Origin of the sequence: Sulfuricaulis limicola, from assembly GCF_002355735.1 — a bacterium.
In the GTDB taxonomy this organism is placed as follows: Bacteria; Pseudomonadota; Gammaproteobacteria; order Acidiferrobacterales; family Sulfurifustaceae; genus Sulfuricaulis; species Sulfuricaulis limicola.
In genome coordinates this window covers 1,617,428-1,631,276 of record NZ_AP014879.1, presented here as the reverse complement: position 1 = coordinate 1,631,276, position 13,849 = coordinate 1,617,428, and the positions used below count along the sequence as shown (strand labels likewise).

The following is a 13,849-nucleotide window of genomic DNA, read 5'->3' as shown; positions in this document are numbered from 1 at the left end:
AGCTATACGGATATTCATGATTAATCCGAATTGAGGTTGAAGCTCACAGGGCAGTGCTCGGTATTAAAAGACGATGTTTTACAGATTCATTAGAAAATTGTTATCGATATATGACTCGCTTGGTAGCGAGTTAGCTTGCTATTGGTTGCGTAGCGCAGGGGCTCGGCTTGGAAAAGATGTGATGTGTTATGGAATACCTGTTCTTTCTGTTCGGAAAGGGAGCAAGATAATAATCGGTGATTTTACGACTCTGCGTTCAATTAGCAGAGGAAATGCCATAGGTGTAAATCATCGCATAGTGCTTACCACTCATTCATCGGAGGCATTTATTGAAATTGGCAACCATGTCGGAATGAGCGGTGGGGCAATATGTTGTAAAAGCCATGTCAAAATTGGCGATAATACATTGTTGGGTGCGAATACGATTATTGCCGATAATGATATGCATCCTATAAAGCCGGAGAACAGGCGTTATAACTGTGCTGATGTAGATATACCGGCCAAGCCAGTATACATAGGAAATAATGTATGGATTGGCGCAGATGTATTTATATGTAAAGGTGTATCCATAGGTGATAACTCTGTAATTGGCGCGAAATCTCTGGTATCGAAATCAATTCCTGCGAACTGCATTGCGGCAGGAAATCCCGCAAAGGTTATCAAGAAGGATCTATCGCAATACTCCAGAAGTTGAGGTGGCACGGATTTGTAGGGGAAGCTCAAATTTACCGAAGCAAGGTGCCTGGACAGCGGCTATATGCCGTTCATGAGCGCAGAGATACTATCTAAGGTCTAATCCATGCATACAACCAAGTGTCCATTATGCGGTGCAAAAGATGCAAAAAATATAGAGACAATCAATGCTGATGATTTGGTTGGCCTCTATGTTAATGCATACAAGGCCGATTTTAGTTATCTGTTCAAGCAAAGTGAGATTCAATATTACCAATGTAATAATTGTGATCTTAAATTCTTTTTTCCTTCAGTAACGGGCGATGAGAATTTTTATAATATTCTGCAAAAGACCGACTTGTACTATGTGGATGACAAGGAGGAGTACAAGATAGCCTCTGAATACATAACAGAGAAAGATGACGTATTGGAAATTGGATGTGGAAAAGCGGCTTTCTCAAAAAAAATTAACTGCAAAAGTTATACGGGACTGGAGTTCAGCGCCAATGCCAAGGCCCTTGCTGAACAGGGAGGGGTACATATCATAAATCAAACCATACAAGAGCACGCTAGATCCAACGCCAATAAATATGATGTGGTCTGTACCTTTCAGGTCTTGGAACATGTGGACTGCAACGAGCTGTTTGCTTTTCTGAAAGCAGCGGTAGATTGTTTGAAGGCGGGCGGACGACTTATCATCAGCGTGCCCAGCGCCGACTCATTTTTGTCAGAAATGGCGAACAGCGTGCTGAATCTCCCTCCGCACCATCAATCGCACTGGCCTGATAAGTCGCTGAAAAAAGTTGCGGGAATATTCAATCTTGATATTTTATGTTTTAAGCACGACACAATTGCGTTACAAAATAAAGGGGAATACCTATCTGTAAAATTACGCCACTTTTTAGCATTTAGGCATAGGTTAATTGAACCAAAACAAAATATCTTTCAAAAGATTGCCTTGCGAATTCTCCGTTTAATCCCCGTTAAAATACAGTTTTTTATCATAGATAGAGTCAAACCTAATGGTCACTCTATAACTGCCGTTTTCAGAAAAATTGTAGTTAAATGACTTTGGCAGAGCCAAGCATATTCCATGAAATCAAAATGTATGCGACAGATCCTGGTCGGGAGTAGTGCTTTATGGCTCGCTCTTGCTTCGATTTGTTTCGGAGCTGATTATTATTTCGACGCTACTTCTGGTAATGACAATGGCACAGGGACCAGCCCCGATAATCCGTGGAAGACGGAAGCAAAATTCAACGCCACCTCGTTTTATCCGGGAGACAATATCTACTTCAAGCGCGGAGAAACGTGGGATCGTGACGCGCTATACCTGCACAATTCCGGGAAGAAAGACAATGTAATTACGTTAACGGCCTATGGAACCGGAAAATACCCGGTGTTGTTGCGTATCGTGTCCGGAGCCCGAAGAGGAGCGGCTGACTTCTGGACCATAAAAAATGTGATCGTAACCAACCGTGACGGCTGGGCCTGTATTGATATTGTGGGCTATGCGGCCAATCTCACGATCCAGGACTCCGTTATTCACAGATGTGCCGGTCGAGGTATTTCGGTGACGAGCCTGATCGCCGGCGATACCGACAATCTTCTGATTCAGGATGTGACTGTCCGCAACAACGGGCAACAGGGCATCCATGTATCCGATTCTACCGGGCTTAATCCCATTCGGGGGGTTGTGGTGCAGCGTGTTACCGCTTTCGGCAATGGTACTGACGGGCCGAATAACCTGGATGGGATTACTGTCGGAGGGCTTGCGGGAGGCGTCGTCCAGTATTGCAAATCCCATGGCAACAATGGGGACGGAATAGATCTTGGTGGAGCATCCACCGATTCTGTCGTCCGGTACAATTTGGCGTATAACAATACGGGCACGGGTATTGTCGTATCGAATACCGCGAATAATACGCTCGTGATCGGGAATGTGGCTCATCACAACGCAACAGGGATGCACATCAAAAAACCAACGAGTGATACCACCGTTTACAATAATACCCTGGTGTACAACTCAGACTATGGTGCGCAACTGTCTTCGACCAATACTGTCACGTTCAAGAACAATATCGTGGCGCACAATATGTACGGTGCCTGGCACCCCATTCTTTTCACCCGGGCTTCCGGCCAGAAGCTTGTTTCAGACCACAATCTTTTCTGGCATCCGGTCCATTCTGCCAGCGAATTCTACGATCATAACAACAGGATTCACTACAGTTTTGCGCGTTGGCGGACGCAGGGCTACGATATCCACAGTGTCAACGCAGATCCGGATCTGGATGCAAACTATGCGCCCAATTCGAATTCCCCCGCTATCGGGGCGGGCGCGAATCTGGGAGCGCCTTATGCTGCCATCCTGAACCCGGCGGCGTCTTGGACCGGTAATGTATCTACGCTGGACCAGGATAATTCCGGGCCATGGGATATCGGAGCGTACCGGCACCGCAACTAGCCTTGCATCGCGCGGTTCTTGTCCCGGTGCGGTGCGTCGCGAGGGTTGCCTGCCGGGAATGGGGGAGGGCAAGGTCGGATTGGGAAAATACCCGCCGGCGTATTGCTAGGCACCCAGACCGGCCAGGAAGCCGGCCAGCTGTTTTCCCAATACCAATTCATTGAACCTGGATTCGACATAGCGTGAGCCTCGAATCCCTATGTCAGCCGCGTGATCCGGATGATCCAGCAGAAAACGGATTTTTTCAGAGTATCCCTGCGCTGTAACGCTTTCATCCATCAAGACTGTATCCGTATCCCGGAAATATTCATCCAATTCGCCGACCTTCGTTGTTATTACCGGTTTACCCAGGCGCATGTAGCCAAGGATCTTTTGCGGGAATCTCGCGCGATGTCTGTCATTATCCAACAGAGGCATTAACAGCGCCGTTGAGCGTATTTGCAGTGTTCGCATTTCTTCATCCGAAAGAAAGCCGCTGAAGCTGATTTTTCCTTCAAGGCCCAGTTCTCCGGCTTTTGTCATCCACAGATTCCGGGCATTAACGGAATATTCTCCGGTAATGACTAAATGAAAATTCCTGTCGTGAAGCCGCGATAGTGCGTCGATGCAGAAGCCGAGTAAATCAGCATATGCCTGGCTGCTGGTAAAAATGAGCAAGGGGACACCGCCCGCCGGAGCCCCTGACGTTGTGTGCGCACAGTCAGGGACATCACTTCTGATGTCGTCCGTTTGCGGCGGCAACATGGCGGGCAGACGGAACGACGGTTTCCGGGAGAGCTGTCGCATTTTATCTTCAAGGAAACCGCTGATCACAATATAGGCATCCGAGAATTTCGTGACGAGCGCCCATGACCAGCGCGAAAAAATGCTCTTCTTCCTGTGGAAGGACGGGAGTGCCGGTTCATATTCCATGATGTTCGGCACCACGCACACGCCGAACAATTTTCCCAGAACCATGACGGGCAAAGTCAGCTCGAGGGGATTTGGCGGGATTATGATAGCGGACGTGGGTCGGGCGCGCAGAAACTTGTACAGCCTCGCTGAGAACCAGAAAAAGAGATACAAATTGCTATACAGCTTTTCAATGTAGTTGCCGCCCTGGTACAGCGCCCGTTTGCTGCCAAAACTGTAGGAATAAAGAGCGCCTTTTGCGTAAGTTTTCTCGAAATAGCGCCTGTTCGATTCGCTGTGACAGAATCCCAGCGCGTGTGCTTTGACGCCGCATCTTTCGAGAGCATTCAGCAGCAAATAATCCTTTTCCATCGTCGAGGGATTGGATTCTGTCCATATCAGTAATACTTGCTTCATTGCTGAGGTCACGGCAGGGGAATCGGTCTTTTGTTTTCGTTTGCTGTTTGAGCGCGTAATGAATAGTGTATCAATTGTTGAAATGGTGTATGAACCGCCGGCAGTCCGCAAGACGACCGCGACGGCGGGGCATCACCGGATGCAACTCTGGAGGCCCTCCAGACAACAATCGGTGGTCGGAAGCACAGTCTGCACCGGATGACCTCGTCAGCGTTGACCGGTATCGATGAGCATCACTGCCCGCCATGTGTCCCGGCGCATGGGCAGGGTCGGTCCAGTCCAGGTCCGGCCAAGAGATGATCCACATCGGAAACGTTTTGGCGACGCCCGGATAATCGGAGATCAGAGAGCGGGTAAAGGGTAATATAGTCATAATATTACCAACCTGCCTGATGATGAGCCTGGATTACTGTGCATCGAATTTGTATCTGCCCGGCCAATCAGGTATTTTCGTCATTATTCCATCCGTTATGCTGGCGGATTGAGCCATGCGCGCTCAATAATAATAAGCATGCATCCATTAATTTCGTAGTCCTGGAACAGCGGTAGCACTATGTGTGGCATAAGCGGGCAGCTCCATTTTGATCCGGAGTATCGGGTCAAAGAATCCAGCCTGAGGTCCATGACCGACAAAATAATCCACCGTGGACCGGATGATGAGGGCTTTTATGTCAACAAGAACGTCGGTTTTGGATTTCGCCGACTCAGTATTATTGACCTGCATAGAGGGCACCAACCATTATGCAACGAAGACGGATCTGTATGGATCGTTTTCAACGGAGAGATATATAACTATCTGGAATTGCGCAAAGAGCTAATATCAAAAGGTCACGTATTCAAAACAAATTCAGACACGGAGACAATCGTTCATTTGTATGAAGAGTATGGCAGCGATTGCGTAAAGCATCTGCGAGGAATGTTTGCTTTTGCCATATGGGACGACCATAAGAAAAAGATTTTTTGCGCAAGAGACCATTTCGGCATCAAGCCCTTCTATTATCATCTGTCCGGGCAGCGCTTCATATTCGGTTCCGAAATAAAGGCGGTGCTGGCGGCGGAAAATGTCCCGCGCGAGCTGGACAGCCGCGCATTGGATTCATTTTTTACCTATCTGTATGTTACGGACGATCTAAGTATCTACAGGTCAGTCAAGAAATTGCGGCCTTCGCATACCTTGGAAATAGGGCTGATCAAGGGTGTTCCCGAAATAAAGTTTACCCGTTATTGGGATATCAGGTTCGATCCGGACGAGTCGAGGTCAGAAGGCGAGTGGTGTGAGGAGCTGGATGATCTCCTGTCTGAATCGGTACAGATGCAAATGATCAGCGATGTACCTCTGGGGGCATTTCTGAGCGGGGGCATTGATTCGAGCAGTGTGGTGGCGTTGATGTCCCGTCATACCGATAACCCGATCAAGACGTTTTCCATCGGCTTCAAGGAGGCGGCTTTCAACGAGCTTGAATATGCGCGCGCCGTTGCCAGGAAATATGGCACAGAGCATCACGAACAAATAGTCGAGCCTGAATCCATCGAACTGCTTCCCCGCCTGATTGGTGCATATGACGAGCCCTTTGCGGATTCATCTGCGATACCTACATATTATGTTTCAAAATTCGCGAGGCAGCACGTCACGGTGGCGTTATCAGGGGACGGTGGTGACGAATTATTCGCCGGGTATGATACATACCCGAAACTTTCAAATATCTACAAGTATAATTTTCTTCCCGGGAAGGTAAACCGCAGGTTATGGGGGCTTGTGCATAAATGTATTCCCGCGCGCGTCACGGGACATGGACTGTCATATCTGCTCTCCAAGGATCGCCGCCTTGCCGGCGCGTACTTGTCAGCGTGGAATCAGCTTGAGCGGAAACAGCTGTACAAGCCAGATATATGGCGTCAGGTGAGCGAGAACCCTGCCGAGAAATTCAAGGAAACCATCATCCGCCAATCCGCTTCTGGCGACTTTTTGTCACGAATGCAGGAACTCGACATGCGAACTTTTATGGTTGATGACGTGCTGACCAAGGTTGACCGCGCAAGCATGATGAATTCACTCGAAGTAAGAGTGCCGCTCCTCGATCATAAACTGGCGGAACTGAGTTTCAGAATCCCGTCGCGCCTCAAATACAAGGATGGAGAACTAAAATACATCCTGAAGAAAACACTGGAAAAGTCTTTGCCTGCAAGTGTGCTGACCCATAAAAAACAAGGTTTCAGCATGCCCCTGGGTCTCTGGTTCAAGGGTTCTCTTAAAGAATATGTCAACGATCGTCTGAGTTCGACGGGAAGTCGGCTGGCTGGACATGTAAACATGGATTACGTGCGGAAGGTAGTTCATGACCATGAAACAGGGATGCGGTCAAGCCATCAAAAAATATGGGCGCTATTGGTCCTGGATGCCTGGCTGGAGCAGAACCGCACAAGCAGCCTGAATTGATTATATTGTGATGGCGGTGTGTAATTCATGAGTTTTACTGTTTTCAGACAAACATCGTGATCTCCAATTCTGCAGGGAGCATCACAGTTTGTCGGTAGTTGCTTTGAGAGGGGAGACAAGACGCTTGGTTAAGATTCCATCATGCTTGCAAGGCAAACGTGTCTGTTTTATCAGTCCATCTGCTTATCCCCTGTTGGACCCGTTTGCCGGAGGGGGATGGAGTGGCGGCGCTGAAACCCAGCTGATTACCATAGGGCGAGCGCTGTCAAGCCTCGGGTTCGATGTGCATTTTGTCGTTGATGACTATGGACAACCAGAAAGCGTAAAGTTTGGTGACGTCACGGCACACAGGACGACATTCCGTCATATGGGCGGAAGCAAGTTATATATCCTGTCAGACTGGTGGAGACTTTTCCGCCTTCTCCGCAAAATCCACGCAGACTTCTATCTCATCAAGGTTCCGCCTCATTTACTTTCTCTGCTGGGCCTGTATTGCCGATCGCATGGAGCGAAGCTGATTTTCATTGGACAGAAGGATTCCGACCTTGATGAAAATCGCATCCGGCAACGACAAGGCGCGCCAGGCTGGTGGTTGTATCGGACGGGAATCGGCATGACCGACTTTGTCGTGGCACAGACCGAAAGTCAGTGCACAGGATTCCGGGACAAGTTCGGCAAGGAGGTTTTGGTTATCCGGAATGTGTTGACCCTGGAAGAGGACAACGACATCAGCAAGGATGACTATGTCCTGTGGGTAGGCAATAACAACGAAGACAAACAGGCCCATCTTGTGCCGGAGCTGGCGCGGGCGCTGCCGCATGTCCGGTTTCGGATGATCATGGCGTTCGGCCCGTCACAAAAGGGTGACTCGTTCATCCGTAATCAGCTGGACGAGCTGCCCAATCTGGAATATCTCGGAACGGTGCCATTCTCCGAGATTGCGGATCATTACAAGCGGGCCCGGCTGTTCATCAGCACGTCAAAATGCGAGGGATTTCCGAATACATTTCTGCAATCCTGGCAGTACCGGACACCGGTGATCAGCTTGATGGTCGATCCTGATGGCGTGATCGAACGCCACGATCTCGGGCGGGTTTCGGGCACATTCGACAACCTGGTTCGTCATATCCGCGAACTTCATGCCGATCCGGCGCAATGTGAAAAGTTGGGCGGCAATGCCCGTCGCTATGCCTATGAGCATCACTCACTGGAATCTGCCGTACAGAAATACTGTGATCTGTTCGCAGGGCTTGATGCGACATGCTGAACCAGGCCGGGTTGCAGTGCCAGGCAACATGATAAATGACGGACTCGGTCATGTGTATGCAGACCGAGGTGGTTTCCTGGAGAAAAAATTATTTGGCAGCACATTGAAGATGCATAAAGCAGCTCATTCTGATGCATCCAATCAGTTATCTGCACGATAATATCAGGCATAATATAATTATCCACGGATAATCATCGGACAAAATAACGGTTTCAAGAAGATCATGAACCGAACAACCTGCGCGGGCCCTGAGAATGAATAGATGGAACATGCTGAAACCCAAGCTGCTTAAGCAGCTGCTGCCAAAGCCTCTGAAGGCCGAGCAGGTGGAAGTATCCATGGTCGCTTCAATGCACGACGAATCCGCGGTACCTACGCCATGGCTGCTCGATGTATGCCTGCGCGCTGCTGAAGAAGCCAGAACGGTCAAGATGGACGATGTGTCGCAGCGGATAAAAGACGGACCTGATTATCCCGGAATCTGGCCGGGGGAACATTACAAATTGCTGGCTGGTTTTGTGAAATACCTGAAACCTGAGGTTGTCATCGAGATCGGAACTTTCCGCGGTATCGGTACTCTCGCGCTCGCCAAGTATCTGCCGGAAACGGGCATGATTGCGACCTTCGATCCTGTTCCGTGGGATAATGTGTCAACAACCGCTCTCAGCAAATCCGATTTCAGCGACAAATTCGTTCAATTCAATGATGACCTGGCGGAAATGCATGCCGTCGAAAAACATCGATCCTTGCTCAGGAGCGCCGATATTTTTTTTATCGATGCCGCGAAAGATGGAGTCATGGAACATCGTTTTATAAAGAATCTCAAGGCCATCGGGTTGAAAGCCAATACGGTTGTAATTTTTGACGACATCCGTCTTTGGAACATGCTGGATGTATGGCGCACCATTGATTTCCCGAAGCTTGACCTTACGTCCTTCGGCCACTGGTCCGGTACCGGAGTCGTCCAGTGGAACCCGTCCTAGCTCATGCCGGCGACTCCGGTTTTGCTTTCATGCCTGACATAACACGAGCCCGCCTGGATTACCCTGACTGGAGAAATGATGCGGACTGACGGGCGTACGCGCGTGATGAGTCTTTTCTGGAACTTTATCGTGGGTGGAGTCGCCCAGTATGCCGCCATGCTGGAAGGCGTGACGGCTCGTGCGCCGATTTCGATTCGCTCCTTCTGCGTGCTGGGCCCCAAACATCATGTTAACCGGACCCTGCTCGATCAGCTTGGAGACAGGGTAGTCGTTCATCGCGCCACTCCGTGGGATACGCAATGGATTCATCGTTTGCGCGAGGAAATGCGTGCTTGGGCGCCTGATATCGTAATGAGCCACGGGTTCAACAGTCACTTCATGGCACGAATCGCCGCTGTGTTGTCGGATTCACCGTTTCGGGCTGTGTGCTCGTATCATGGCCTGTACCATGCGCCAACTCCGTCGCGTCGCATGATCGGAGTGATGTACAACCAGTTTACGGAACATTACATACGTCGCCGGGCGTGTTCGACCATCGCTGTGGCGGAGTATTGCAGGCAATACCTTGTCGGGAAAGGAGCTGACCCGTCTCGTATTGAGGTGATTCATAATGGCATTTCCGATCTCGATAAAGACCTTCTGGCGCGTGAACGACTTCGCAAAGAATGGAACATCCGTTCCGGGGATCTTCTGGTCGGTATCGCCTCGCGGTTCGATCCCATCAAGGGTATCGCCACGCTGGTGGATGCATTCGGCCGTGTTGCAGGTCGCTATCCGCAAACCAGGCTCGTCCTGATCGGAGCGGGATCGCTCGATGAGGCGCTACGCGCGCAGGTAGCCTCCCGCGGTCTCTCCGGCCGTGTGGTTTTCACCGGGTTTCGCACGGATATTGCCGCCTGTCTCGAGGCGATGGACGTTTTCGTGCTCCCATCGCTAGCCGAGGCTCATTCAATCAGTCTTCTGGAAGCGATGCGCGCAGGAAAGGCGATCATCGTCACCGATGTCGGAGGGAATACTGAATCGGCTCGTCACGAGCAGGAGGCCCTGATCGTTCCTCCCGCCGACGTTGCGGCGCTTGCCGACGCAATGGAACGTCTTGTCAATGACGTAGCGTTGCGGAGCCAGCTTGGCATGAAAGCGCGCGAAAGATTCCTCGCTGAATTCAGGGTTGACCAGATGGTCGCGCGCACCTCTGAATGGCTGGTACATGTGGCGGCCCAGCCGGTTCCGTGCCGTTGACGGACACGCCGGATAAGAGCCTATTGTTCGGTGCAGGATATTAACCGATGAAAGTGCTGTTCTGTGTTTATGGCTATAGTCCCGATGCGGAGCTATTGCAGCCATGGCTCACCGTGCGTCAGGTCGCGTCGGTACTTATCGCCTCCGGGTGGGAGGTGCATCTGCTCACTGACGTGGACAAACGCCCAACCCTCGCCGGCTTGCAGCATCACTATGTGCGGACCATGCGCCCTTCGAATGCGAATGAAGTCCGGACAGTTCTGGAAATGGTTGCCCCGGATCGCATTATCGTACTGACTACGCCACTGAATCTGATGTTTTCCGGCTGGTACAGGTTTGTCAGATGCGAAATGATTGCCTTCCTCACTTATCCGTTTTATACGCACGCCGAACTGACCAGGGCGTTGCCACATTTGTGCCGCGAGGATCTCGTCACCTATGGGCGGCACGCGCTGGTACCGAAGTTTCTCTGGACGCGAACGCTGAAGAAATACTTTTCAGCGGTGATCGCCCAATCGAACAAAACCGCAGCGCGTGTGGCGGAAGCGGCAGGTTCTGGAGTCGCGGCACATGGCCTGCGAGCAGGGCTGGATCTGAATTTCTGGACGCCCGCAGCGGCTGACCCGTCCCGCACGCGCTCCTTCGTGCGGTTTCTGTATGCGGGATCGCCCAAGGCGATCCGCGGTTTCGACCTGCTGCTGGACGCGTTTCGCCGCCTGGGAAGCCGGGATGCCGAACTGAGGATTCTGGCGCGCGGCAGCACCGATGCAGAGGTGAACGCTATTCGGCGCAGGATCGACTCCCGTCTGGGGGAACTGCGTGATCGCGTCGAGATCGTCGGCGGCTGGATGGAGCGCGAACGTTACCGGGAGGAGTTGCGTGCCGCCGACGTGGCAGTGCTGCCGTTCGTGCTGGTGCCATCGGAATTGCCGGTGTCGGTGCTCGAATGCATCGCGTGCGGCACGCCCGTCATCGCCACCGATATCGACGGCCTTCCCGAGGCGGTTGGTTCCGCGGGTATGATCGTCCGTTCCGGGAGCGCAGCCGCGCTGTCCGCGGCCATGCGCGATCTGGCCATGGATTCGGACCGGATCCGGCAACTGCGCGCGCACTGTATCGACAACAGAAAAAACATGCTTGATTGGGATAGTGTCGGACGTGAATGGCTGCAGGTGCTGTCTGCATGAACAGTTTTGCCGTTACGCCGAGAATTATCGCCGTTGCCGGAGTGGACGGCAGCGGCAAAACCACTTTGACCGACTGGTTGCGGCAGGAGCTGCTTGCCAGGGGGCACAGGCCCGGGTTTGTGTGGTCGCGGTTCAACAACTACCTTTCCAAGCCGTTTCTGGCGGCCACCCGCGTGACAGGACACAACGTCTACCGGATTCATGAAGGCGTCCGCATGGGGTTTCACGAATTCGGACGGTTGCCCGTGGCGTTGCGATATCTGTTCGTCGGCCTGCAGGCGTTGGACGTGAATATCGCCACGCTGTTGAAGATACGTTTCCCCAGTCGCCATATCGCCGTGACCATCTGCGAACGCGGCCCCTGGGATACGCTGGTGGACGTTGCCGCGGATACCGGGCTCGAAGGATTGGCCGGACCCTTTTTTGCCGGGATTTTCTGCGGTCAACTGGCGAAACGCGCCGATGTGGTGCTGGTCGAGCGCGACGCCGGTCTTATTGAATGCTCGCGTCCCGAATTGAAGTTTGACGGCAAATTGCGCCAGCGCCAGCGGTTGTATCGTCGTCTTGCGGATGTTGGAGGCTGGAAGGTTATCGTCAACAATGGCGATCTGAACGATACCAAGCGTGATTTTTCGGCATGGCTGAACGATCGAGGCTATTGAGGTTGACGGAATGATCCTGAGCTCGCCCATACCGGTGCTGCTGCGCTACTGGCTGGTACAGGGCGTGATATATATGAATTGGGTTGAGCGCCTGCACCGTTTTTCCCTGGAGGCGCTGCTGGTGCTGTCGCTCGTCTGGCTGTTCGGATTAGTCGGCGGCGGGGGAGGGGTCTGGGTCGCCGCCTTTCTGACCGCCCATACACTGAGCGCGATATTCAATGGACATCCCTTTGCGGTGCTGGTGCACGATGCCGGTGTCCGGGGCGTCTGCTTCTATCGCGACCGTGACCGGTTTTTCCGGTACGTGGAAGGTATGCAGACACGTCTGGTGCGCGACCGACCGACCTCGCTTGCCGGTGCGCTGGTTTTCGGCAGCATCGTGCGCGGCATCTTCCGGTCGACCTCCGACCTGGATGCGCGTTATATCGCCATGCCAGGTTTCTGGAACGCCTTCCGGGTTGCCCATCGGGTGTTTCTCGAGCGATTGCGCGCAGCCCTCAATGGATTCCCGATGGATATTTATATGTTCAGGGATGCGCGGGAAACGGCCGCCAAGATGAATGTGTCGAAAGAGCCGCCACTGGTATTGTATTCGCACGGCAGCCGCACGATGGAATCGTTTGGCGGAGCTGTTTCGCTCGGCCAGGTGAAGTCCATGCTGGCGCAGAATGTAACGCAGGCAGAGGAAATAAAGCCGCCGCGCGCCATCGTGGTATCGTCGGGCGGTGGCCATCTTGCCGAAGCGCTGCTGGCGATCGAGGGCGTGCCTTTACGGGCGACCATCGTCACTCTGCGGCTGCCGCATACCGAAAAGACCTTGCAGGGTGTCGGCTGGAAACGTGACTATCTGATCAACCCGCATGGCGATCCGCTCAAGTATTTGCTGAATGCGTGGCAGAGCTTCTGGCTGGTGGTGAAGCATCGGCCCGAACTGGTTATCAGCACCGGCGCCGGCATGGTGATTCCCACCTGTCTGATCGCCAAGGTTCTCGGGGCCAGGCTGGTGTTCATTGAAACCGCCGCCCGCGTGAACACGCCATCGCGAACCGGCAAGTTTCTTTATCGCTTCGCCGACGAGTTTTATGTGCAATGGGAGCCGTTGTTGAAGGTGTATCCCAAGGCAAGGCACGGTGGGGTGTTGCTGTGATCGTGGCGATGGTTGGCACCGGGCCGGATTCCTTTGACAGACTGGTCCGCCCCCTGGACGAATTGGCCGGCAAAAATGGCTGGGAGGTTTTTATTCAACTGGGCCATACGCGTTATGAACCCAGACACTGCAGGTTTGAGCGCTTTGTCGAGCGCGATGTGTTGTTGCGCCTGATCGGGCAGGCCGAACTTGTCATTACCCAGGGCGGCTATGGTGGAATCCGCGACGCCCTGCAGTTCGACAAGCCGATCCTGGCGGTGCCGCGATACCCAGCCTTGAAAGAATCTCCGGACCAGCAGGAAGAGATGGTGAGGGCCATGGAGAAAAAGGGCTACCTGATCGGGTTATACGATATAAATGGTCTGGAAACGGCTATACGCGGGGCCATGGGTTTCAAGCCGAATCCGCGCAGTGGCAGCGCCATACCAAAAATGCTGGCGGAGTATGTGACAGCCCATATCGCCGGCTGATTTCATGATTTAG

Annotated in this window: 12 protein-coding genes; 11 read left to right on the top strand and 1 reads right to left on the bottom strand. The window is 52.4% G+C overall.

The window, feature by feature from the left end; genetic code table 11:
- Positions 1-73 precede the first annotated feature (73 nt).
- The 3 genes from SCL_RS14360 to SCL_RS07910 all read left to right on the top strand — a co-directional run bounded on the left by SCL_RS14360 (position 74) and on the right by SCL_RS07910 (position 3,136).
- Complete coding sequence (locus tag SCL_RS14360; RefSeq protein ID WP_197702564.1) at positions 74-694, top strand: acyltransferase; 621 nt, start codon at positions 74-76, stop codon at positions 692-694.
- Between the two features lie 105 nt (positions 695-799).
- Positions 800-1,741, top strand: coding sequence for a class I SAM-dependent methyltransferase (locus SCL_RS07915; protein ID WP_096360719.1), 942 nt, complete (start codon positions 800-802; stop codon positions 1,739-1,741).
- Between the two features lie 39 nt (positions 1,742-1,780).
- Positions 1,781-3,136 (top strand): right-handed parallel beta-helix repeat-containing protein, encoded by a 1,356-nt coding sequence (locus tag SCL_RS07910; protein WP_172425976.1) that lies wholly within the window; start codon positions 1,781-1,783, stop codon positions 3,134-3,136.
- Between the two features lie 105 nt (positions 3,137-3,241).
- Here the strand turns inward: SCL_RS07910 and SCL_RS07905 are convergent, their stop codons facing one another.
- Positions 3,242-4,444 (bottom strand): glycosyltransferase family 4 protein, encoded by a 1,203-nt coding sequence (locus tag SCL_RS07905; protein ID WP_096360717.1) that lies wholly within the window; start codon positions 4,442-4,444, stop codon positions 3,242-3,244.
- Positions 4,445-4,997: 553 nt separating this feature from the next.
- On the opposite strand from SCL_RS07905, the gene asnB reads away from it, so the two are divergent.
- The 8 genes from asnB (at position 4,998) to SCL_RS07865 (ending at position 13,836) form a co-directional block, all read left to right on the top strand.
- A complete protein-coding gene (asnB, locus tag SCL_RS07900; RefSeq protein ID WP_096360716.1) occupies positions 4,998-6,881 on the top strand; it encodes an asparagine synthase (glutamine-hydrolyzing) in 1,884 nt (627 codons plus the stop codon).
- A gap of 124 nt (positions 6,882-7,005) precedes the next feature.
- Positions 7,006-8,148 (top strand): glycosyltransferase family 4 protein, encoded by a 1,143-nt coding sequence (locus SCL_RS07895; protein WP_148665040.1) that lies wholly within the window; start codon positions 7,006-7,008, stop codon positions 8,146-8,148.
- A gap of 269 nt (positions 8,149-8,417) precedes the next feature.
- On the top strand, positions 8,418-9,131 hold the full coding sequence (locus SCL_RS07890) for a class I SAM-dependent methyltransferase (protein ID WP_172425975.1): 714 nt from the start codon (positions 8,418-8,420) through the stop codon (positions 9,129-9,131).
- A gap of 75 nt (positions 9,132-9,206) precedes the next feature.
- Entirely contained in the window at positions 9,207-10,370 is a 1,164-nt protein-coding gene (locus SCL_RS07885) for a glycosyltransferase family 4 protein (protein WP_096360713.1), read from the top strand.
- A gap of 47 nt (positions 10,371-10,417) precedes the next feature.
- Positions 10,418-11,557, top strand: coding sequence for a glycosyltransferase family 4 protein (locus SCL_RS07880; RefSeq protein ID WP_096360712.1), 1,140 nt, complete (start codon positions 10,418-10,420; stop codon positions 11,555-11,557).
- Entirely contained in the window at positions 11,554-12,219 is a 666-nt protein-coding gene (locus SCL_RS07875; RefSeq protein WP_096360711.1) for a hypothetical protein, read from the top strand. The genes SCL_RS07880 and SCL_RS07875 overlap by 4 nt, the downstream gene beginning before the upstream one ends.
- Before the next feature lie 10 nt (positions 12,220-12,229).
- A complete protein-coding gene (gene pssD / locus SCL_RS07870) occupies positions 12,230-13,366 on the top strand; it encodes a PssD/Cps14F family polysaccharide biosynthesis glycosyltransferase (RefSeq protein WP_096360710.1) in 1,137 nt (378 codons plus the stop codon).
- A complete protein-coding gene (locus SCL_RS07865) occupies positions 13,363-13,836 on the top strand; it encodes a glycosyltransferase (RefSeq protein ID WP_096360709.1) in 474 nt (157 codons plus the stop codon). The genes pssD and SCL_RS07865 overlap by 4 nt, the downstream gene beginning before the upstream one ends.
- Positions 13,837-13,849 lie beyond the last annotated feature (13 nt).